20 protein-coding genes are annotated in these 22,797 nt (G+C 55.4%); 9 read left to right on the top strand and 11 right to left on the bottom strand.

Annotated features, from left to right (window positions below):
• Window positions 1–8: 8 nt before the first annotated feature.
• From ACLTXB_RS06490 to ACLTXB_RS06465, 6 genes are all read left to right on the top strand, one after another.
• On the top strand, window positions 9–812 hold the full coding sequence (locus ACLTXB_RS06490) for a Cof-type HAD-IIB family hydrolase (protein ID WP_325208101.1): 804 nt from the start codon (window positions 9–11) through the stop codon (window positions 810–812).
• Window positions 813–1,092: 280 nt separating this feature from the next.
• Window positions 1,093–1,704: a TetR/AcrR family transcriptional regulator gene (locus tag ACLTXB_RS06485; RefSeq protein ID WP_428226452.1), complete on the top strand. Its 612-nt coding sequence runs from the start codon at window positions 1,093–1,095 to the stop codon at window positions 1,702–1,704.
• Between the two features lie 44 nt (window positions 1,705–1,748).
• A complete protein-coding gene (locus tag ACLTXB_RS06480; protein ID WP_020989378.1) occupies window positions 1,749–3,404 on the top strand; it encodes an efflux RND transporter periplasmic adaptor subunit in 1,656 nt (551 codons plus the stop codon).
• Between the two features lie 3 nt (window positions 3,405–3,407).
• On the top strand, window positions 3,408–4,166 hold the full coding sequence (locus ACLTXB_RS06475; protein WP_040648649.1) for an ABC transporter ATP-binding protein: 759 nt from the start codon (window positions 3,408–3,410) through the stop codon (window positions 4,164–4,166).
• Entirely contained in the window at window positions 4,166–5,413 is a 1,248-nt protein-coding gene (locus ACLTXB_RS06470) for an ABC transporter permease (RefSeq protein ID WP_428226451.1), read from the top strand. Before ACLTXB_RS06475 ends, ACLTXB_RS06470 begins: the two co-directional genes overlap by 1 nt.
• Before the next feature lie 18 nt (window positions 5,414–5,431).
• Window positions 5,432–7,303: an S-layer homology domain-containing protein gene (locus ACLTXB_RS06465; protein ID WP_428226450.1), complete on the top strand. Its 1,872-nt coding sequence runs from the start codon at window positions 5,432–5,434 to the stop codon at window positions 7,301–7,303.
• A gap of 35 nt (window positions 7,304–7,338) precedes the next feature.
• On the opposite strand, the gene ACLTXB_RS06460 is transcribed toward ACLTXB_RS06465, so the two are convergent.
• The 3 genes from ACLTXB_RS06460 to ACLTXB_RS06450 all read right to left on the bottom strand — a co-directional run bounded on the left by ACLTXB_RS06460 (window position 7,339) and on the right by ACLTXB_RS06450 (window position 9,607).
• Entirely contained in the window at window positions 7,339–8,010 is a 672-nt protein-coding gene (locus ACLTXB_RS06460) for a gamma-glutamyl-gamma-aminobutyrate hydrolase family protein (protein ID WP_428226449.1), read from the bottom strand.
• A complete protein-coding gene (locus tag ACLTXB_RS06455; RefSeq protein ID WP_008981969.1) occupies window positions 8,007–8,639 on the bottom strand; it encodes an AAA family ATPase in 633 nt (210 codons plus the stop codon). The genes ACLTXB_RS06460 and ACLTXB_RS06455 overlap by 4 nt, the downstream gene beginning before the upstream one ends.
• Window positions 8,640–8,776: 137 nt before the next feature.
• Window positions 8,777–9,607 carry an AraC family transcriptional regulator gene (locus ACLTXB_RS06450; protein WP_374737131.1) on the bottom strand — a complete coding sequence of 277 codons (831 nt, stop codon included), beginning with the start codon at window positions 9,605–9,607 and terminating at the stop codon, window positions 8,777–8,779.
• A 302-nt stretch (window positions 9,608–9,909) separates the two neighbouring features.
• Between ACLTXB_RS06450 and ACLTXB_RS06445 the strand changes: the two genes are divergently transcribed.
• Window positions 9,910–10,401 (top strand): hypothetical protein, encoded by a 492-nt coding sequence (locus ACLTXB_RS06445; RefSeq protein ID WP_428226448.1) that lies wholly within the window; start codon window positions 9,910–9,912, stop codon window positions 10,399–10,401.
• A 64-nt stretch (window positions 10,402–10,465) separates the two neighbouring features.
• Here the strand turns inward: ACLTXB_RS06445 and ACLTXB_RS06440 are convergent, their stop codons facing one another.
• From ACLTXB_RS06440 to ACLTXB_RS06420, 5 genes are all read right to left on the bottom strand, one after another.
• Entirely contained in the window at window positions 10,466–13,468 is a 3,003-nt protein-coding gene (locus tag ACLTXB_RS06440) for an S-layer homology domain-containing protein (protein ID WP_428226447.1), read from the bottom strand.
• A gap of 296 nt (window positions 13,469–13,764) precedes the next feature.
• Window positions 13,765–14,904 (bottom strand): S1C family serine protease, encoded by a 1,140-nt coding sequence (locus tag ACLTXB_RS06435; RefSeq protein WP_428226446.1) that lies wholly within the window; start codon window positions 14,902–14,904, stop codon window positions 13,765–13,767.
• Window positions 14,905–15,002: 98 nt separating this feature from the next.
• The gene (locus ACLTXB_RS06430; protein WP_428226445.1) at window positions 15,003–16,457 is read right to left on the bottom strand and encodes a sensor histidine kinase; all 1,455 of its coding nucleotides are present in this window, start codon (window positions 16,455–16,457) and stop codon (window positions 15,003–15,005) included.
• Between the two features lie 18 nt (window positions 16,458–16,475).
• Window positions 16,476–17,177 (bottom strand): response regulator transcription factor, encoded by a 702-nt coding sequence (locus ACLTXB_RS06425; protein WP_008981987.1) that lies wholly within the window; start codon window positions 17,175–17,177, stop codon window positions 16,476–16,478.
• Between the two features lie 86 nt (window positions 17,178–17,263).
• Window positions 17,264–18,439 carry a cation diffusion facilitator family transporter gene (locus tag ACLTXB_RS06420; RefSeq protein WP_428226444.1) on the bottom strand — a complete coding sequence of 392 codons (1,176 nt, stop codon included), beginning with the start codon at window positions 18,437–18,439 and terminating at the stop codon, window positions 17,264–17,266.
• A 498-nt stretch (window positions 18,440–18,937) separates the two neighbouring features.
• Here ACLTXB_RS06420 and ACLTXB_RS06415 point away from each other — a divergent pair, with 498 nt between their 5' ends.
• The gene (locus ACLTXB_RS06415) at window positions 18,938–19,375 is read left to right on the top strand and encodes a hypothetical protein (RefSeq protein WP_428226443.1); all 438 of its coding nucleotides are present in this window, start codon (window positions 18,938–18,940) and stop codon (window positions 19,373–19,375) included.
• Window positions 19,376–19,436: 61 nt separating this feature from the next.
• Here ACLTXB_RS06415 and ACLTXB_RS06410 read toward each other — a convergent pair whose 3' ends face one another.
• A complete protein-coding gene (locus ACLTXB_RS06410; protein WP_428226442.1) occupies window positions 19,437–19,565 on the bottom strand; it encodes a hypothetical protein in 129 nt (42 codons plus the stop codon).
• Window positions 19,562–19,858 carry a hypothetical protein gene (locus tag ACLTXB_RS06405; protein ID WP_428226441.1) on the bottom strand — a complete coding sequence of 99 codons (297 nt, stop codon included), beginning with the start codon at window positions 19,856–19,858 and terminating at the stop codon, window positions 19,562–19,564. Before ACLTXB_RS06405 ends, ACLTXB_RS06410 begins: the two co-directional genes overlap by 4 nt.
• A gap of 165 nt (window positions 19,859–20,023) precedes the next feature.
• On the opposite strand from ACLTXB_RS06405, the gene ACLTXB_RS06400 reads away from it, so the two are divergent.
• Window positions 20,024–20,557 carry a hypothetical protein gene (locus ACLTXB_RS06400; RefSeq protein WP_428226440.1) on the top strand — a complete coding sequence of 178 codons (534 nt, stop codon included), beginning with the start codon at window positions 20,024–20,026 and terminating at the stop codon, window positions 20,555–20,557.
• A 73-nt stretch (window positions 20,558–20,630) separates the two neighbouring features.
• Here the strand turns inward: ACLTXB_RS06400 and ACLTXB_RS06395 are convergent.
• Window positions 20,631–22,797, bottom strand: a 2,167-nt coding sequence (locus ACLTXB_RS06395) for an S-layer homology domain-containing protein (protein ID WP_428226439.1), incomplete at its 5' end; no start/stop codon positions are given.

The raw sequence follows: 22,797 nt of genomic DNA, 5'->3' as shown, positions 1-22,797 counted from the left end.
ACCTTATCATGATCCGACTCATCGCCCTGGACCTGGACGGGACCCTGCTGGACCCGGCGGGCCAGATCACCGACGAGACAAAAGCCGCCATTGCCCAGGCCCGCCAGGCGGGTATCAAGGTGGTGCTGTCCACCGGGCGCTCCGTGCAAGAAGCTGCCGACTTTTCCGCCCAGGCTGGGTGTGACAATTTGTCTGTCTGCCTGGGAGGCGCCGTGCTGTCGGATAACGCAACCGGCGCCCACCTGCGGCGCTGGGATATTCCGGCGGACGTCAGCCGAAAGGCCCTGGAGCTTTGTCTGAATCGGGACATTGAACTGATGATCTTTGCCGGGGAGCAGATCGTACTGGACCCCTTCTCTCAGCAGTCCCTCTCCAAGACCTTCCCCTATCCGGTCTTTCATAACGCGGCGGTGGTATCCGAGGATCCCATCGCCTATCTGGAGGAGCACGACCTTCCGCTGACCAAGATCCACGGAGACTGGAACCGGCCGGCCTACCCCCTGGAGGAGCTCTCACAGCTCCAGGGCGTAGAACTCACCTCCTCCAACGATCACGACTTTGAATTGGTACCCGCTGGAGTCAACAAAGGCCGCACCCTGGCCCTGCTGGCTCTGCTGTGGGGGATTCCTCTGGACCAGTGCGCCGCGGTAGGCGACAGCGAAAACGACTTGGCTATGCTCCAGGCGGTAGGCACCCCCATCGCCATGGGCAACGGCTGCGAAGCTGTGAAAGCGGCTGCCCGCCATGTTGCCCCCGATAACGCCCACGAGGGCGTGGCTCATGCCATCCGCTGGGCCATGGAACAGCCTTAACCAAATGCGATCCCCAGACGGCGCGGAAAATTCCGCGCCGTCTTCTTTTTTCCCTTGACCTTCCCCCTGGTGGATGGTATATGCTGAGCTAAGATTTTATGAAATTTTAAGGAATTTTTTTGAAATTTCTCACCTGCCTACGCTACACTGAGACGGAGCACGGCAGCTTGGAAGTATGAACAAACTATGAATTGCTCCGTTGCCTCTTGACCGGGAAAACACAGGCGATTATACTATATGACAACTTGTCATATTTGTGTTTTTTGGGGGTATGTACACCGTGCCCAGCACAACATTTTTCCATCTGCCCCAGGCCAAACGGGAAAAGCTCCTTCAATGTGCCCGGGATGAGTTCTCCCGGGTGCCCTTTGATGAGGCCTCTATCAACCGCATCGTCCATCAGGCCGAAATCTCCCGGGGCAGCTTTTATATGTACTTCACAGACAAAGCGGACCTGTTCCGCTATCTGCTGCAGTGCTATCTGGACGATCTTACCCAGCTGATGGTCCAGCTGCTGGACCGGGAACAGGGCGACCTCTTTGCCGCCTTTGAGTCCCTATTCCAAGCTCTGGTGGAGCGGAGAGAGGATTTGGCCGCACAGCAGTTTCAGGCTATCCTGCACCGCAATGCCGGGGTCCAGCAGGGAGCACTGCTGCGCTCGGCAGGCACCCACTCACTGTTTACCGCCCTGTCTGACCACATCGATGCATCCCGGCTGTCCATCCGCCGTGAGGATGATCTGGAGGACATGTTCCATATTCTTATCAGCGTGACCGCGCCGGCGCTGTGCGCCGCCCTGTCTCATACAGACCCTCAGCCTGTATGGACCCGCTTCTGCGCCCAGCTGGACATTCTCCGCCGGGGAATGCTGGCCCGCCATGAGGCTACCTGATCTGTCACCCCTTCAATTTAACATACAGCAAGGAGTTCACTGCAATGGAAACAAAAGAACAACTGCAAACCGCTCCCGAGGTCCCCGTCATCGCGGATGCTCCCGAGCAGGACAGCACCCCGACCTGGAAAGCACCCAAGAAAAAGCGCCGCTGGCCTAAAGTGGTCATCGCGGTGCTCCTGGTGCTGGCCGCCCTGTTCTTCTTCGTCATCCGGCCCATGCTGGGTGCAGGAAAAGAACTGCTGGCGGGCGCCTACCTGACCAGCACTGCCCAGATGCAGGAGATGACTGTATCCGTCTCCAGCACCGGCACCATCCAACCCATCGACTCCTACAACGTCAGCGGCATGGTCACCGGCGAGGTTCTGGAGGCCCCCTTTGAGGTGGGCGACCAGGTGGAAAAGGGCGACGTCCTCTACCGCATCGATCCCGGCAGTGCCGAGACCGCTCTGCAGCAGGCCCAGCTGTCGGTGCAGCAGGCCCAGCTCAACTACGACTCCATCGTAGACGGTCTCAACCCCAAGGCCTCCGGCGCCGGAGTTGTGCAGAAGCTGCACGTGAAGAAGGGCGATCTGGTATCTGCCGGCTCCCCCATCGCGGATATCTCGGATACCTCTACCATGACCCTTACCGTCCCCTTCCAGTCCGCCGACGCTCAGCGCATCGCCGTGGGCTCCTCCGCTCAGGTCACGCTGGCCGGCACGCTGGAGACACTCACCGGCACGGTGGAATCGGTGGCCAACGCCGACCTGGTGGGCAACGGCGGCGCTCTGGTACGCCAGGTAAAGATCCGGGTACAGAACCCCGGCGCTCTCACCACCTCTACTACAGCCACCGCCAAGGTGGGCAGCATCGCCTGCGCCGGCAGCGGCACCTTTGAGGCCAATCTCACCCAGACTGTCGTCGCTACCGGCAGCGGCGAGGTGGTCAGTCTGAACGTCTCCGCGGGCAGCCGGGTATCGGCTGGTCAGGTGCTGGCCACGCTGGGCGGCTCCTCCGCGCAAACCTCTCTGGAGAACGCCTCCATCTCCCTGCAGAATGCGCAGCTCTCTCTGCAGAACGCCCAGGACGCGCTGGACAACTACACCATCACCGCCCCCATCTCTGGCACGGTGATCGAAAAGAACTTCAAGGCCGGTGACACCATTGACAACAACAGCCTCACCGCCGCCGGCGGCACCCTGGCCGTTCTCTATGACATGTCTACCCTGACCTTTGAAATGAAGATCGATGAGAAGGATATCAACAAGGTCCAGGTCGGCCAGGAGGTCACCATTACCGCCGATGCGGTGGAAGGCGTCACCTTCTCCGGTGTGGTGGACACCGTCAACATCAACGGTACTACCGTCAGCGGCCAGACCAACTATCCCGTTACGGTGGTCATCAACGATCCTCAGGACCTCAAGCCGGGAATGAACGTCTCCGCCGACATCATTGTGGAGCGGGCCGGCACGGTTCTGTGCGTACCGGTAGATGCCGTGAACCGAGGCAGCGATAAGCCCACCGTCCAGGTGGCCCAGGAGGGCGCTCTGGATGAAAACGGCAACGTGGTCGATCCCTCCAAGCTGGAGACCCGCGAGGTCACGCTGGGCCGCAATGATAACGACAACATTGAGATTACCAGCGGTCTCAGCGAGGGAGAAATTGTCGTGTGGGTCAACGAGGTCTCCAATCCCTTTGCCGCTATGATGGGGATGTAAGCCATGGGACACCTGATCGAATTTCAGCAGGTCTATAAGATCTATCCCATGGGTGATACCCAGGTGCGCGCTTTGGATGGGGTGAGCTTCTCCATCGACAAGGGCGAGTTTGTGGCCATCGTAGGCCAGTCCGGCTCCGGTAAATCCACTGCCATGAACATCATTGGCTGTCTGGACGTGCCCACCAGCGGACATTACTTCCTGGGCGGCGTGGATGTATCCACCATGGACGATGACCAGCAGGCGGTGATCCGCAATAAGATGCTGGGCTTTATCTTCCAGCAGTACAACCTGATTCCCAAGCTCAACGTGCTGGAAAATGTGGAGCTTCCCCTTCTGTATGCCGGAGTTCCGGAACGGGAGCGGCGGGAACGGGCTCTCAGCGCGCTGGACCGGGTTGGATTGGCATCGAAATACAAAAACCGTCCCAACCAGCTCTCCGGCGGCCAGCAGCAGCGTGTATCCATTGCCCGGGCTTTGGCAGGCAACCCCTCAGTCATTCTGGCCGACGAGCCCACCGGCGCACTGGACTCCCACACCAGCCGCGAGGTCCTCTCCTTCCTGAAAAAGCTCAACCGGGAGGGCGACACCGTGGTGCTTATTACCCACGACAACTCCATCGCCGTGCGGGCCAAGCGCATTATCCGCCTTCAGGACGGAAAAATCATCTACGACGGCGACTCCAGCGATCCTCAGGCTGTGGTCCAGCCCAAACTGGACGAGGATGAGGACGAGGATCTGGACGAGGAGGTGAACGCCTGATGGGTGTGAAGCAATCCTTCTTCCTGGCCCTGAAGTCTCTGGCCACCAGCAAGATGCGTGCTCTGCTCACCATGCTGGGCATCATCATTGGCGTGGCCGCAGTCATTATCATCATCTCTCTGGGTGACGGCATGCAGAAGCTGATGAGCGACTCCTTTGACGAGCTGGGCGCCAACCTCATTCAGGTCACCGTTCAGTCCAGCGGCTCCTCCCGTGAGGTAGACACGGACGACATGTATGACCTGGTGGAGAAAAACCCCAAATACCTCACCGCCGTCAGCCCCTATATTACGGTCTCTTCCGCCTCTGCCCGTACCCCGGGCGACACCTTCACCCCCTACAGCGTGGTAGGTGTCAGCGAGGACTATGACGAAATTCGGGCGCTCACGGTGGAGCAGGGACGCTTCCTTCAGTATGTGGACGTACTCCGCTCTCAGAAGGTATGCGTGATAGGCTCCTACATCAGCAAGGAGTACTATAACGGCAATGCGCTGGGCAAGACCATCGGCCTGAGCGGCTATAACTACACCATTGTAGGCATTCTGTCCGAGAGCGCGGAGTCCCGCAAGAGCTCTGCGGATGACGTGATCATCATTCCCTACACCAACGCCCAGCAGCTTAACAGCGCCTTAAGCAGTGACACTGCCGGCGCCGGAGCAGGCGGCATGTCCTTCAGCATGGACAACTACATGTTCAGCGGCACCAGCAAGGACACCGCCACCGCCTCCCGCGGCATCATCGAAACCTTTTTGGATAAAGTGTACGGCGAGGACGGCAACTACATGGTGGTCACCTCGGCTGAGATGCTGGACATGATGAACACCATGATGGGCACCATGATGGTGGTACTGGTGGCCATTGCAGGCATCTCCCTGCTGGTAGGCGGCATCGGTATCATGAACATCATGCTGGTATCCGTCTCGGAGCGCACCCGGGAAATCGGCATCCGCAAATCCCTGGGCGCCAAGCGCCGGGACATCCGCGGACAGTTCATCATCGAGGCTGGCACCACCTCTGCCATCGGCGGCCTGATCGGCATCGTGCTTGGCATTGTGCTCGCTAAGCTAGCGGGCACCCTCATCGATGGTATGATGAGCTCTGGCTCCACAGAGTTTACCGCCGTGGTCTCTCTGGGTGCCATTGCCGTGGCCTTTGGCGTATCGGTGGGCGTTGGCATCCTGTTTGGCTACCTGCCCGCCAACAAGGCCGCCAAGCTCAATCCCATCGACGCGCTGCGCTATGAATAACAAGGAGGTAGACCTCTTATGAAGTTAAAATCCATTCTCGCCGCCGGCACTGCCGCTGCCCTGCTTGTGGGGATGCTGGTACTGCCGGCCGGCGCCCGCTCCGCCACGGTCCCTGCCCAGCAGGAGGTGACCCAGGTAGTCAACGCCCTGGGTATTATGGTGGGCGACAGCCAGGGCAACATGCAGCTGGACCGCACCGTCACCCGGGCCGAGTTTATCACCATGGCGGTCAAGGCCTCCCCCAACGGAGACCAGGTGGGAGAGGCTTCCACCTCCCCCTACCCTGACGTACCCTATACCCATTGGGCGGCTGGCTTTGTAGAGGCCGGCGTAGCCGCTGGGCTTATCACCGGATACTCGGACGGCACTTTCCGCCCCTCCAATCAGATCACCCTGGCCGAGGGCGTGACCATTATCCTGCAGCTGCTGGGATACAGCAACGAGGACTTTTCCGGCGCCTACCCCACCCCGCAGATGGCTCTCTACCACAGCCTGAAGCTGGACCGGGGACTCAAAGCCCAGAACAGCAGCGACGTGCTCACCCGCTACGACGCCATGTATCTCTTCTACAACATGCTCTCCACCAACACCAAATCCGGCACCCCATACATCAATTCTCTGGGACACTCCCTCAATGCCGCCGGTGAGGTGGATCTGGTTGCTCTGATCAACGGCGTGATGGACGGTCCCCTGGTAGCCACCGGCAACTGGCAGTCCTCCATTCCCTTCTCCCTCTCGGGCGTTACCGTGACCCGGGACGGCGAGGCCTCCTCCCTGAGCAAGGTACAGGAGTACGATGTGGTCTACTGGTGCCAGTCCATGCGCACCCTGTGGGTCTACTCGGACAAGGTGGTGGGCACCATTCAGGCCATTACCCCCAACACCGCTGCTCCCACTGCAGTGACCATCGGCGGACACTCCTATGAGCTGGACAGTGCGGCTGCCGTCTATGCTCTGTCCGATCTGGGCACCTATGACCTGGGCGACACAGTCTCTCTGCTCCTCGGCCGTCAGGGCAAGGTAGCCGCTGTCACCGACCCCATTGCCACCACCTCGGAGCGCTGCGGTGTGGTCACCAAGGTCACCCGGGAATCTTACTCCGACGGTTACCACTCCTCCTACACCGCCGATACCATTACCCTTTTGGCTACCGACGGCAACTCTTACAACTATGAGTGCACCACCCACACCTACGAGGTAGGCGATCTGGTAGGAGTAAACATTGCCGCAGATGGCACCGTCTCCCTCAAGCGCCTGCAGGCTGCAAAGCTCTCCGGCAAGGTCAGCAGCGACGGCAGCAAAATCGGCTCCACCCCTCTGGCTGACGGCGTGGAAATTCTGGACGTGTACGAGAACTCCGGAACCCGGGTCTTTGCCAGCCGCCTGGCCGGCATCAATCTCACCCAGGATATGGTCAGCTACTACACCATGAACGGCAGCGGTGAGATCGACCGTCTGATTCTGAACGATGTTACCGGCGATAACTACAGCTACGGCCTGCTGACCCGGATGGATGTACTCCCCTCCGGCGGCCTGACCAACTACTACACCTATGTGTATGATGTGGGCGGCACCACCTACACCCTGCCCAACATCACCACCGGCTTCCCCGTCAGCACCGGCGGTGTGATGATCAAGGGCGACCTTACCAACCCCGACAAGATCTACAACCTCACCAAGGTGACTGCCACCAGCATCAGCGGAAATCAGCTCATCGCCAGCAACCGCTCCTACACCATGGCAGACAACGTGGTGGTCTACGAATACCGCAACGGCTCCTACTACCTCTCCTCCGCTCAACGGGTCCAGGAGAAGGGACTGAGCCTCACCGGTTGGTACGACAAGGCAGAAAGCAACGGCGGACGCATCCGCATTGTGGTTGCAAAATAAGAAAAATGGAGGAAACCAAATGGTTTCCTCCATTTTTATGCTTCAATACAAGAAATGAGCCATTGAAACAGGGCGCTTCCCTCGCCCCGGCCCGGCCCGGACAGACGTTCCGGATGAAACTGCACCCCCAGCACAGGTAGGCAGCTATGTTCGATTCCTTCTGTAAATCCCTCCGGCGCCCAAGCGGTGGCTTCCAGGTCATGTCCCAGACGGTCCACCGCCTGATGGTGGGCACTGTTGACCACGGGACAAGGCCCCAGAAGCCGCTCCAGCAGGCTTCCCGGCTCACAGCAGATCGGGTGGTAGACATCTTCCTCTCCCTGGTGGCGCACCCGCCAAGCGGGCTGCAGGTCCTGGATCAGCGTGCCTCCCAGAAACACGTTGAGCACCTGCATCCCCCGGCAAATTCCCAGCACTGGGCGTTTCCAGGTAAGGAAGGCCTCCGCCAAAGCCAGCTCCGCCCGGTCCCGCTCCCGGTCCGGTGGATTGGAACCCCGGTTCTCCTGTCCAAACAGGACCGGATCCATATCTCCCCCGCCGCACAACACCAGAGCATCGCAGCTGGGATCAGGTATGGGACAAATCCCAGGCACCGGAATCGCTCCCGCTCGCTCTACCGCGCGGATATAGCGTTCCAGTCCGCCCGCTTGGCCGGAAATCTGGACCTTTGGGATGTGGTTTCCTCCTTGGTATTTCTGAGAACTCACTCAGCCATCTCCGCCTGGGCGGTACGCAGACGAACCAGTGCGGCGATGAGATCCACCGCTCCCTCAATGCCGGTCACGCTGGAGTTGATGGTCAGGTCATACCGGCGCATCTCGCCCCAGGTGTGACCGGTGTAGTAGTTATAATAGTTCGACCGGCCCCGGTCCATATCCCGAATCCGTTCGGACATGTTGCTGGTAGGGATGTGGTATTCCTCCACACACCGCACCACCCGGTCCTCCAGGGGCGCATGGACAAACACTTTCAGGCACTCCGGACGCTCTCCCAGCACATAGTCGCTGCAGCGGCCCACAATGACACACGGTCCCTGGTCAGCCAGCTCCCGAATCACTTCGGCCTGGGCAAAAAAGGCCTGGAGGCTTACCGGCACTCCCTGCTGGGTGTAGGTGGGAATTCCGATACCAATGGGCGTAAAGGTAAGATGGAAGCGGCTTCTTGCCCGTTCTTCTGCCCGAGCAATGAATTCCGGGGAAAGGCCGCTCTTCTCCGAGGTCTTCTGGATCAAAGTACGGTCATAACACGGGATTCCCAGCCGGGCGGCCAACCTCTTCCCGATCAATCTTCCGCCGCTTCCAAATTCACGGCTGATGGAAATAACATAGTTGCTCATATGGCGCGCCTCCTGTCTGGACTGTTCCCTCGCGGGGGGACCGGCGGAGGCCGGCCCTTCATGCAGGGTATATTTCATATTATAGCGACTCTTCCGGAAAATGACAATGAAAACCTGTCCCCGCACGATAAGCCGTTCTAGGGCTGTTCTTCATGCTCCCGACGATACTGGGTGGGGGTGACTCCCAAAGTGCGCTTAAACGCCTTAGAGAAGGTAAGGGGATCGGGATAGCCGCAGGAGCGTGCGATCTCACCTACCGTCAGTTTGTTTTCACTCAGCATGTTGGCTGCCCATTCCATGCGGAACCGCATCAGATATTGCTGGGGCGACATGTTAATGGTGTTTTGGAATACTGTGGTCAGATAGCTGCGGTTAAGCCCCACATACCGGGCCAGCTTAGCCACCGTGAGGTCCTCCTGGAAATGGTTGCGGATATACTCCATGGCCAGCTCCACATACTCCGACGCTGTCTCCCGACTGCGCCGGACGGAGCTTTGCGCCGACTGGGCAATCCAACCCAAAAACACATACAGCTCTCCCAACAGCAGCAATTCGTTGCCCGCTCCGGCGGTATCAAAGCCCAGCATGGCCTGCACACAGTCCTCCAGCTGTTGGGACTGGGCGCACTGGAAGGTACGCCGCTCCTTTCCCAAGCCGCAGCATTTGAGATAGTCCGCCGCCCGGCTTCCGGTAAAGCCTACCCAAATATGGTTCCAGGGCTGCTGGGAATCTGCCTGATAGGAGCTGAGTTCACCGGGCAGAATCAAAAATCCATCTCCCGGACCGATCTCATACTTTACTCCCTGAGCCCGGTATACTCCCCGTCCCGACAAGCAATAGTGCATCACATAGTGCTCCCGCACTGCGGGGCCAACCGCCTCTCCAGGTTGACAATTCTGGCGGCCGCAAAACAAGAACGACAACTCTCGAACTTCATCTGCTCCGTGCGCGAACCAGGATCCACCCATCCTACGCCCCTCCTTTTTGAACCATAACCAGTTATAAAGCTAGGACCTTCTTTCTATTTGTTGTGGATATTATATCATATTGACCATAAACTTTCCATATGCTTTTCAATGTTTTTATTGCATTTGCACAATTCTTTCTAGGGGAGAGATTTGTGCTACCAAACAAGTTTCCTGGAAGAAAACAGTAACCCCACACATGGAAACAGGCATGGCGGGGCATAATTACCAGTATTTGTATAAGATTGTGCACTTGCAGGCGGATTTCTACCATAGGTGAACGCTACTTTTAAGGAGGAGTACCTATGGCGAGCAATTATACAGAACACTACGGTCTGTGCCAGTGGGAGGCCACGGACCAGGTAAGGAGGGAGGAATTCAATCAGGATAATGCAAAGATGGATGAAATCCTAAAAACTTTGGCTGACAAGGACATTACATTGGAGCGTGCAGTAGCGGCCGTAGCGGCAGCGGCAGGCAACTGTCAGATGGAGCTGATTACCTACACCGGCACGGGCACATATGGTACAGGCAAGGCCACAAAAATTACCTTTAGCCAGATCCCGGATGTCTATTTTATCGTCGGAGATCTGGCCTTAGTAACCGGACTGGGAGGAAATAAAACTCCGCTGATGGTGGCCCAGGATAAAACCTATAACGAAAGTTTTGTCGATGACACAAATGTCACATGGAATGATGCCCAGTTATCTCTGGTCAACGGCGTGGACGCCCGGTATCAGATGAACAGCAAATCCAAGCAATATTGGGCTTTGGGCTTAAAGCGAAATGTCGTATGAGAGAAAGGTCCCCGGGCACAAAGCTCGGGGACCTTTTTTAAGCCTTAATGGTCTTTTAAGAGCATTACTTGCTCAGCAGAGCAGTCAGCTCACCATAGACCAGACGATACTGCTGGTTGCCGGAGATACCGGTAACAGGAGTAAAGCCATATTTATCACCGCTCTTGACCAGAACCTTGATGGTATCGACAGTGCGCCAATCGCCGTCATTGTTCATCATCTGGAGCTGCACCTCATAGGTGGTGTCCTTGGAGACAGCGCTCTTCAGCTCGATCTTAGCGCCGGTTTCCTTGGCATTGTTCCGGCTGGACAGCTTGATCACATTGGCATCGCTGCTGCCGCCATCGGGACCCTCATAGTCATTGTCCTTGTTGCCGTCAACAATGATCACGGAGGTGGCGCGACCATCCTCAATCACAGCGTAGAACTCATAGGTGTTCTTGCCGTCAGCATCCTCGTTCAGATCCTCGAGGATGGACTTCAGGGAGTTAACGCCGGTGTAGTACTCGGTGGTCTCCTTGTTCTTGACCGTCTGGGTCAGAACAACATTCACATCCTCAGCGATGCGGAAGCCTTCCTTATTCTCGGTCTCATCGTACAGGGTCTTGCCCTTCAGGCTGTACTGCTTCTCAGCAGAATCGGCAACAACGATAACATCCTCATCGTCGGCCTCGATCAGGGCTACAGCCTCCTGAATGTCGTCGACATAGTAATCCTTGCCTTCCAAGGGCTCAATGTCCTTCACATTGCCGTTGGCATCGTACTTCACAGTGACCCAGCGACCATCCTTAGTGACATTGTAGTTCTCCAGGACGCTGTTGTCATCGTCGCCAACCTCAGTCAGGATCACGGACTCACCGTTGATGATGACCTCACGGGTCCAAGTCCACTCGCCGGAAGCCTTGTCGTAGCTCTCGTCCTTCAGGTCATCGCTGTTCACATAGGCAATCTTGGAGGAGACGCTGTCGCTCTCGCCCACGACCACAGCGGCGATCACATAGTTGTCATCGTCATACAGAACATAAACACCGGAAGAGGTGTTATCGGCACTAGCAGTACCGTCGCACTTGACCTCGTCAAAAGCGTCCTGACGGGTGTAGATCTTGAAGCTGGCATTGTCCACACCAGTCACAACCTCACTGGTACCACTGATCACAGCATAGTCAGTCTTGCTCTTGGTAACCTTGTCCAGATCAGCCAGCAGGTAGATGGAATCATCATTGCCGTATACCTTGCCGTCCTTCTCGCTCTTCAGGGAGATGTGCTTGGAGTCGATCACGTTATCGGTCAGAGTGGAGCCGCTGCGAGTAGCGTTGTGCTGGCTCTGAGCCAGGTCAACGTCCTTGTCAATGTCGTTGCCCACGGGCTTCAGGGTGTACACATCGCTGCTGTTCTTGGTGTAGGTGAACCACTTGTTCACAACGGGGCTGTTCAGGTCGCGAACATCATCGGTGTTCTTGACCTCAATGACCTTGCTGGTACCATCAACAAAGATGGCGTTAGCATCATAGCTCTTGGTGGTCAGGTTGCTGCCGTTGGGATCAACACCAGTGATGAAGACATAGTTGTCAACACCGTCAACCTCTTCAATACCGATCATGTAGCCGTACTGATCCAGATAGACATTGTAGGTCTTATCCTTCATATTGCTCTGGGTGTACTCGTTCAGCACCTTGCTATCATACTTCAGCATGGCGGAATCGTCATACTTGGTGCCGTCCACAGTCACAGAAGTAACCATATTGCCGCTAGTGCTGATCTTGCTGATCTCAACTGCAGACAGAGTCTCGACATCAGCAATGCTCTGAATCTCACGGTCAGCATAAGTCACCAGATAGAACTCGCCCTCAGCCACATCAGAGACAGCAAAGTCCTCTCCTGAAACAGACACACGCTTCTCGCTATCAGCATAGATGACGAAGTTGGCCTCATCCTTCTTTTCGTTGTAGTCAGCATCAGCCTGAGCCAGGTAGGTGTTGATAACAGTAACAACAACTTCCTCGGCGTCGGAGTCCACGAACACCTGAGTCAGAGCGCCGTTGTCGGTCACGTCAACGTCATCCTTGTTGTTCTTGGAAATCTGCTTATAGAAGTCATCATCCTTGCCGTCCACATAAGCAGAGAAGTCATACTTGTCAAAAGCAGTCTTGCCCACGACATCGTACAGCTCCTTGCCGGAAACGGAGGTGGTATACTCCTCGACCATCAGGTCGTAGTTGACATAGGTGCCGATCTTCTCACCGTCAAAGCTCCAGGTGTGAGCAGGACGGCCGAACACGTCAGCCTCATCGTCAGCCAGCTTCAGGTCGCCGTTGTACAGTTCCTCACCCAGCTGAACGTAGTACTGATTGTTACCAGCAATGTCAGTCTTACCGGTATCGATGCTGTTGTACTTCTTATTGGCGTTGGTGCGGGCAGTGTACTCAGCGCGGTAACCGACAGTCACATCGCCGATCTGGATGCCCTTGTCGCCGGTAAAGTCAACCATCTGAGCTTTCAGGCCATTCAGCACCAGCTGAGCCACCTGGGCGCGGGTCAGAGCGCTATCAGCATCAGAATTGATGTTGGCAAACAGATTAATGTAGGAAGCCTGACGGATGGTAGCTACTTGCCAGTCAGAGCCGAAGTCCTCGGCGTTCTGGAAGTAGCCCAGAGCCTTCATGATCATCAGGCTGGCCTCAGCGGCGGTCACCTTGTTGTTGCCGCCGTACTGGCCGTTGCCGATGCCGGCGACCACGCCCTCGGCGGCACAAGCGGCCACATAGGGAGCGGCCCACTCGGGCACGTCAGTAAAGGGATTGGTACCACGATAGTAGTCGTAGTCCAGGTTCAGCAGGTGAGCCATGACAACGGCCATCTCGTTACGGGTGATGCTGCCATCGGGATTGAAGTTCCCGTTCTGATCGCCAGTCATGATACCTACAGTCTGCAGGACCTCGATGGCTTCCTGGTTGACGTTGGAAGCATCGACATCCTGATAGCCCGCAGCGCTGGAACCCATGACCAGCATACCAAGAACCATGGTAGAGGACAGGAGCAGGCTGAGAGCACGCTTCAGGTTTCTCATTGGAAATTCCTCCTTTTTTATTCAGGAAGGATTGTTTTCTTCTAAAAATTGGCTTAAAAGCAAACTTTTTTGCCAAAATCGCAAAGCATAACGACCCTTACACATCAAAAATGGTTGCATATTCCAGATCAAAACCTTATTTATTAGCAAAAATAAAATAAAAAAGTTTGTTTGGTAGACATTTGGTAGACAAATCTTTCCATCTAAAAAAAAGAAACCTCCGGAAACCGTTGAGAGACAACGGTTTTCGGAGGTTTTGTGGTAGACATTTGGTAGACCTGTGGTAGACAAAGGTGTTACCCCAGCGCTTCCCGGCTCTGAATGACAAAGGAAAACTCCAGTTCTTGACCATCCCGTAAAATACGCACGGTGGCTTCATTTCCCACAACCAGACTGGCTACAATCTGCTTTAAGCGATCGAGGCTATCCACACTGACACCGTTCACGCTCAGCAGGATATCATCCTCGCGAACGCCGGCCTGCCAGGCGTTACTATCTTGCACAACCTCATAGACTCTCAGTCCGCCAGATTCTTCTGGTTGTGTGAGCACTGTGATGCCCAGCATGGCCGCCGGACGACCGGCAATCAGGCGATCGGCCATCAGCTTGACCCGGGCCATAGGAATCGCAAAGCCCAGCCCTTCCACGGTACCATCATCCGAAACGATCTTAATAGTGGTGATTCCTACCACCTGACCGTGATCATTGATGAGTGCGCCGCCGGAGTTACCAAAATTGATGGGGGCACTAGTTTGAATCAGGTCCATCAGGATCCCATCCACCTCTACGGTCCGGTTCAGGGCGGACACGATCCCTTGGGTAATGGAGGTTCGGTATCCTAAGGGGTCACCAATGGCAACCACCATATCTCCGCAGCGCAGCTGATCGGAATCGCCGAACTCTGCCGGAGTCAGTCCCTCTGCCTCCACTTTGAGAACCGCGATATCCTCCTCCGCATCAGCACCCACCAGTCTGGCAGGTAAGATAGACTCATCGGAGAAAATCACTCGTACTCGGCGCATATCCGCCACGACATGGGCGTTGGTAATAATATAGCCGTCCTGAGTCATGACCACACCGGTACCTGACCCATAACTGTCTTCTCCTTCGCCTTCAATAGACACGATGGAATTTACATTTTTTTCGTAAATCTCTGTGGCGGTCAGAGCCGGACCCGAGGCCTGGCTGATCGGCACAGTTACGCCTGTCCCTGTTTGTGCCCGCTCCAGCTTACCAAAGGGATCCTCCGACTGGGAAGTCTGAGAAATCTGGGGATCGTTTCCCCCACCCGTCTGCGGCAAGAGGTAGCGTACTACAAGCATACCTACCGCCAATCCCAGCAGCAGGACAAACACCAGAAGAAAAATCAGCAGTGCCCGTCTGGGGCGGCGGCGCTTGGGACGCAAAATATCGGGAGCGCGAGGTGGAATCACCACGGCCGGTGGAGTTGGATAGTGCGGAGAGGGCTGCTCCCAGGGGCCGCCCTGCCAGAGATCTTGCGGTTGCTGCGTCATAGGATAACTCCAGTCTTTCGTCAGGCCAGCGTGAGCGTAAAGGTAAAGGTGGTCAGACCATCTTCGCTGGTGACGGTAATATTTTCTTTTAGGTTGCCCAAAATGGTCTTGACGATATACAGGCCCAGACCCACGCCATCCCGATCCATACTGCGGGAGTAGTCCGCCTTATGAAAACGTTCAAACAGAAGGGGCAGCTCATCCTGGGGAATGGTAGCACCCAGATTGCTGATGGAAGTATATGCTTTGCCCTCCTTCTTTGTGATACGAAGTGTAATGCTGGTCCCAGCGGCGGCAAATTTGGCCGCATTATCTATCAAGTTGTAGCAGACCTGAGTGACCGAGTCCGGGTCACCCCACACCATCAGCTTGTCCTCCGGCATCTGAACATCCATATCCAGATTTCGGTCTGTGATCTTTCCCTCCAGGCTGATAATAACCTGAGAGACCACTTCCACCAGATCAAACTGCTCCTGTGCGGTAATACTGTTCTCAGCCAGAGCGTTGAGACGGGAGAGATCCAACATCCTCCGGACCAGACGGCTGAGCCGGCGGGTCTCAGAGACCACGATTTTCAGCGCGTCCTGCTCCTTTTCCGGAGGAATGGTACCGTCCAGGATACCTTCCGCAAAGCCGGAAATGGTAGTCATGGGGGTCTTCAGCTCATGGGACACATTGGCGATAAAGTCAGCCCGCTGATTTTCCACTTTAGCCAGTGAGTTAGCCATGGAGTTAAAGGCATCGGCCAGTTCTCCGATCTCATCACATCGGTCTTTATAGTTGTTGACTCGTACATCAAATTCCCCGCGTCCAAATTTCCGTGCCGCCTCGGCCATCTCGGTAAGAGGACGGGTCTGATGGGCAGAAGTAATGGAGCTGGCGATCACAGCGATCAGAAGCACCACCACGGCAGCAAAGAAAAAGATCGTCGCCGTGGCACGCCACATTTCGGATAGTCCGCTGGTATCTCCAGAAACCAGCACCAAACCTTGGCTGATCTCCAAATCGCCGATCTTTACATTGATGGGCAGGCCGGCAAAATAACGTCCGCTGGAGTACAGACCATTCAGCGTGGTAATCCCGGTGTAGCTGCCACGCTCCTGGATCTGATCCACAACATTCTGCGGGATCTTCTTCGTGTACAGCTCGCTCTCAGAGGCATAGATAATTTCCCCGTTTGAATCAGCCACAATAATGGAGGAGTCCGACATGGCCGTCAGCGTCTCCACATTGGCCCGGTAAAAATCTTCTCCAGCCTCCTCCAAAATGGTTCCCTGGGTTTTTAAATAGTAGTCCGAGGTAAAATACTCCGAGGTAAACGAGGCAATATACCCCGCATTCCGCTCCAGGCGATCCCGGGTTTCTGAAATAATATACCGATAGGACAGCAGCATAAATGCGGTAGACAGCAAGGTAAAAGACAGGGCCACGATCCCTACCATCATGATGAGCTGCCGCTTATATAAGCTTTTCAAGGGATCACCCTCTTCAAATCAGCTGTTTGCACCGGCGGGAGCCACTTCAAATTTGTAGCCCACGCCCCATACGGTTTTCAGCCGCCACTGATCGCTCACGCCCTCCAGCTTCTCTCTCAGACGCTTGATGTGCACATCTACCGTACGGCTGTCGCCAAAGTAGTCAAAGCCCCACACCTCATCCAGCAGCTGGTTGCGGGTAAATACCCGGTTGGGGGCAGAGGCCAGGTGGTACAAAAGCTCCAACTCCTTCGGCGGCGTATCCACCCGCTTGCCATCCACCAGCAGCTCGTAGGAATCCAGGTTGATCACCAGCTTATCAAAGCTGAGCTTCTTGTTCTCCTGTTCCTCCTCTTGGCCGGTGCGGCGCATCACCGCGTGGATGCGGGCCAGAACCTCTTTCATCTCAAAGGGTTTTACAATATAGTCGTCTGCTCCGCTCTCCAGCCCGGTGACCTTATCCTCTGTCTCACCTTTGGCTGTAAGCATAATGACCGGTGTAGCACTCTCCTCCCGGATCTTCTTCAATACGGTCCAGCCATCCATCACCGGCAGCATAATATCAAGCAGAACCAAAGCAGGCTGGAAGGAGCGGAAATACTCCACGCCCTTGCCTCCGTCTTTGGCTACTTTGGTCTCAAAACCTTCCTTTTCCAGATACAGATGGAGCAGCTCAGCAATATTGCTGTCATCCTCTACGATCAAAACCTTCTGCGCCATAGATAACTTCCTCCGTTCCTATGTGGATTCTCAGTTTAGTCATATTATAGTGGAAAATCCCCCAAGTGAGGTGAATATTTTGTAAATTACTTTTCCCGGCGCTCTACATAAGAATGATCCACCTGAATAACGGCAAAATACTTGGGGGACAGCGCCTCCACGTCCTTCCGCAGCTGTGAGACCACCTGATGATCGGTAAGGCGGAACCCATAGGGTACCATCACGTCAAACAGCACATTGGTATGGTGGGGACCGGCAGTAATACGCAGGTCATGAATGGTGAGACAGGGGTCCAGCTGCTGAGCCAGATAGGCTACCTGTTCCCGCAGAGCAGTGGTGCGCCCGTCGTTGACCACCGGGTCCATATGGATGACGGTCTCAATGTGGTGTTTCTCCTTCAACTCCCGCTCAATGTGGTCAATGAGATCGTGCATCTCCAGCAGATCGGCATCGGCAGGAACCTCGGCATGAAAAGACATCATAGCCCGTCCGGGTCCATAGTCATGATAGACCAGATCGTGAATGCCCAGGATATTCTCGTGGGAGAGGACCAGCTGGTCGATATCTGCTGCCAGCTCCGGGTCCATCGGCCGGCCCAGAAGAGGATCCAGTGTATCTTTTGCAGCCTCCCAGCCGGTTTTCAAAATGAACAGGGCCACAAGCAACCCGGCAAAGCCGTCGATCTTCCAATGGAAGAAATGTCCGACTAATGTAGCCAGCAAAACCACACTGGTGGCCGCTGAATCGGAGAGAGAGTCGGCTGCGGTGGCTGCCATCGTCTCTGAGCCGATCTTCTGAGACAACGTGCGATTAAAGAAGTACATCCATACCTTGACTGCCACAGACACGGCCAGAATGACTACAGCCAGCCAGGAGAAGTCCAGTTCTTCCGGATGGAGCAGCTTCTCCACCGAAGATTTCCCCAGCTCAAATCCCATGAGCAGAATTGCCATGGACACCACTAGGCCGGTCAGATACTCCATACGGCCATGACCAAAGGGATGCTCCTCATCCGCCTCCTGCCCGGCCAAACGGAACCCTATAAGGGTAATCACAGACGAGGCTGCATCAGACAGGTTATTTAATGCGTCACCCACGATTGCAATGGAACCAGTGATCACACCGGCCAGCAGCTTGCCCAGACACAACAACGTATTGAGCACGATACCCACTCCGCCGGCCCGGGTGCCGCACATCTGACGCACCTCAGGTGACTTAGGATCCCGGCCGTCCAACCAACGCCGAATCAAATACTGAATCAAAAAAGGTTCCCCCTATTCAGGGCGGGCCCAGGCCCGTCAACGTAAAATATTATTATATTATCGCACGCATGCAGGGAGTGCGTCAAGCGCGCCCTCACAGCTTTTTCTTCTTCGGCCGAAATATGGACAAGCCGTTAAGAAAATATTAATTTTGTTTTAAGATGGCCGCGCTTTCCCTTCTATGAGAACTTTTGCGCAAAAAAAGATTGTAATCTATCCGGAGTGTTTACAGAAAGTTCACATCCCCGTCATGGTTTTGCCTTAATTATCGGTTATTCTATGAGCGTACCAAGTAATCATAATAATATCTCCCATTTCTCCCTCTCCTTTACAACACACACAGGCAACAAGCCCCGGTCATTGACCGGGGCCTGTTGTCGTTTATTTATGCTTAGCAATGGGCATGACATGACGCAATTACCAGTATTTGTATAACATTATGCACTTGCAGATGGATTCCCGCCATAGGTGAACACTACTTTTTAAGGAGGAATACCTATGGCAAGCAATTATACAGAGAACTATGGCCTGTGCCAGTGGGAGGCTACGGATCACGTACTGAGGGAGGAATTTAATCAGGATCATGCAAAGATTGATACGGCCCTGGGGGACTTGAAAGCAAACGTTGTGCGGACTGCTGTGGGAAGCTATGAGGGAAACGGACAATGCGGGGAGTCCGCTCCCAACCATCTGGACTTTGATTTTTCACCGAAGATGGTCATCCTGGTGGTAGACGAGCACAGCATGATGAAAACCGGAACGGTGCTGATTGCCGGCCAAACCAGCAACGCTGGCATTGGCACGTCGTACTCCAGCGGTAGCTGCCTTAATCTCACCATTACCTGGGAGAAAAATGGAGTCTCCTGGTACGGAGGAGATGCAGAACGACAATTAAATAAGGAAAACTGTAGTTACTTTTATTTTGCTATCGGATAAAGATAACTATAGAAAAAGCAGCTGCCCGGAGGCAGCTGCTTTTTTGTTCGCTAAAAGGGAATTAGGCCTTCACAATGTACAGAGCGGTGACAGCATCGTCATCATTCACAGTGTACAGGATGGTGTTGGACTCACCAGTGTAGTTGCGGTTGATGGAGCCAACGGTGATGTCGCCGTCGGTATCGATCACATACCATCGGTCTCCACCATGGTAGACTCCAGAGTGTTCAGAGTCAGCTGAGCCACGTCGTTACGGGTCATAGCGGTGGAAGCACCGGCAACGATGCCGTCAAACAGGTCAATCTTAGAGCCCTGCTTCACGGTAGCGACCTGCCAGTCAGAACCGAAGTCCTTGGACAGCTGGAAGTAGCCCAGAGCCTTCATCATCATCAGGGCAGCCTGAGCGGTGGTCACGCTGTTGTTGCTGCCGTACTGAGTGGCGCTGATGCCGGCGGTGATGCCGTCAGCATAGCAGGCGGCCACAGAGGGCCGCCCCTACGGGATGGATGGGAAAGAGGAGGATGCGCAAAAAACACAAGACCCCGCCGGTCCTTGATTGAAAAAGGGCATGGCGGGGCTTAATTACCATAAAATGTATGATAATGTACCACTTTTGACCTCTGCCCAGTATAGGTGGAGGTGTTTTTTATGGCAAGCAATCACACGGAGCATTTTTCACTCAATCAATGGCAGGCGGACGATCAGGTACTCCGCACCGATTTCAACGAGGACAACGCCAAGATTGACAGCGCTCTCAAGGATCTGGCCGCCGCGCAGGCGGAAAAAGCCGACCAGACGGCCCTGGACGCTCTGGCCGCGGAGGTGGCGAAAAAGGCCACCACGGCGGCGCTGGAGGCCCTCAGTAAAAAGCTGGCATCCATGCCCTGCCTAGTGACCGGGACCTACACCGGAGACGGGGCGGAAAGCCGCCTGATTTCCCTGGGCTTCCAGCCCAAGGCCCTGCTGGTGATGCGGGAGGAGGGCTACTCCGCCCGTCCGTATACCGATGACTACTACGGTGGCCTGGCCCTGCCGGGGAAGCCGGTGTGCCTGCAAACCAGCTATGGGACCAATTATATTTTGACCATCGAATCCAAGGGCTTCCGGGTCTACTATAACCGTGACAGATACATCCTCAGCAATCAGAAGGACACCAACTACTATTATCTGGCCTGGAAATAAAATCAGAGGGCCCCTCCCATACGGGAGGGGCCACACTGATTGGATTTTAAGAGATTTGTAACTCCGTCAGGAATTACTTGCCCTTGACCTCGTTGGACTCGACGCCGTTCACAACGACCTTGTAAACGCTGCCGGTATCCAGCAGGAACTTATCGTCGCCATCGTTCACGCTGATCTCACCCTTCTTCAGGGTAACAGTCTTGGTGCCAGCGGAGACGTACTTGCCGTCCACGCGCTGCTGCAGCTCCACGGTGAAGTTAGTAGCCTGCTCGGCATTCTGGTTCATGACGATTCTGAAGCCACCGTCAGCCCACATCTGAACATGGTCGATCTTGGCGTCAACCTTATCGGCATCGTTCTTGTCGGCGTCCTTCATCTTGTAGACATAGACCTCAACGGCCTCGTCGTTGTCATCCTCGAACACGAAGACGTCCCCAGAGTAGGTGCCGTCCTTGCCGAAGTTCTTAGCCAGGCTGCTGGGAGTGGTGGTCTTGCCGTCGCCGTCATCGTTGACGAAGATGGTGTACTTGTCGGCCAGAACCACGTCGTCCTTGCCCTCACCCAGGCTCAGCACGCCGGCCTTGTAGGAGATAGCCTTGATGTCCTTGTAGACCTTGAAGTCATCATCGCTGGCGTCCTTCACCAGATCCTGGTCATCCATGTAGCCGTTCTCGTCATAGGAGACGTTCTGGTACAGGCCGATCTCCAGATTCTTATCGGTAGCCTTCACGGTGGTGATCTTGCCGTTCACGATGGCGTCGTACTCGTAGTACTTGTTGTCATCCTTGTCGACGCTGGCGTTGGGCTTGCTCTCCAGGAGGTAGACGCGGTCGCCGCTGTCGCCGGAGATGGACATATCAGCAGAGTAGATGTAGACCACGTCGGCGTAGGCACCGTCATTCACCACAGCCACAGTCACATCAGCAGTCTTGGAGGTGATGTCGGGGACATTCTTGATGCCGGTGTAAGCAGTCACATCGTCATCGTCGTTCACCACGAAGATGGTGTCGTTGTTGGCCTTGGCGCCGCCAACCTTATCAGTGTAGATGGAGCTCTTGCCATTCTCAACGATCTTCTGGTTATCAGCGCTCACGGTGTAAGTCACGTTCTTCTCATCAGTGATCGCCTCCAGCTCGTACTTGCCGTTGCTCTTCTCGTTGTAGGAGTACCACTTGTTCTCAAAGTCGGTATCATCCTTGATCTCATCATCGTTGTCAACCACAACAACCTTGTTGGTGCCGTCGATGAAGTAGGCATCGGCCTCCAGGTCGGCCTTCGCGCCGCCGGTATGAGCAATCTCAGCCACGTAGACATAGTCGTTGTGACCAGCGGTGCCGTCGGTGTAGATCACATAGCCGTTGGCGTCCAGAACCAGGGTATAGGCCTCGTTCAGGTCGTAGGACAGATTGCTGTCGTCATTCACGGCGTCAGTGTAGTTCTTGGAGTACTCGTACTTGGTGCCGTCCACGGTGACATTCTTCTTCTCGGTGTAAGCGGTCACCTTGCCCTCGACGGTCTCAGCCAGGTCGATGGTCTTGATCTCCTTGTTGGCCACAGTGACCAGGACGTAGTCCTCGTCAGAGTAGGTGTCCAGGTAGTCAAAGTCATCGGCGGACAGAGTGGTGTCGTCGGCGGGCAGCGCAGTGCCATCCAGAGCCTTCAGATCCAGCTCCTCGTCGTTCTTGTCGTAGTCGCCATCGACCTGAGCAACATAGGAGTTGATGACGGTGATCACCACGTCGTTGGAGTCATCATCGATGAACACCTCAGTGGTAGCGCCCTTCTTGATGATCTTATCGCCAGCGTCGTCATCGTTGTTCTTGACGATGTAGTTACTCAGCTTCACATCCTTCAGAGCCACGCCGTCCACGACCACGGAGAAGTCGGCATCGCCGTTCTTCAGGTCGTTGTAGACATCGCTGCCCACCAGATCGTACAGATCCTGCTTCTCGACAGTGGCGGTGTAAACAGCGTCAGCGTCGTCAGCGTAGGTGCCGATCTCCTTGTTCTCATAGGTCCACTTCACGGAAGGACGGCCGAAGTCGTCATCCGCACCGTCGGCCTTGACCAGGTCGCCGTTGTACAGATCCTCGCCCAGCTGGATGGTGTACTTGCCGTCCACCTTGGTGTTGTCGATCTTGGCGTACTTGCTGTCGGTGCCGGTGCGGGCGTCATAGGTAGCCTTGCCGCCGGAGATGACGATGTCACCAACATGAACGTCGCTGCCGTTCTTCTCGGCC

It is taken from the genome of Flintibacter sp., assembly GCF_046973065.1.
This window is presented reverse-complemented; position numbering and strand designations above follow the sequence as displayed.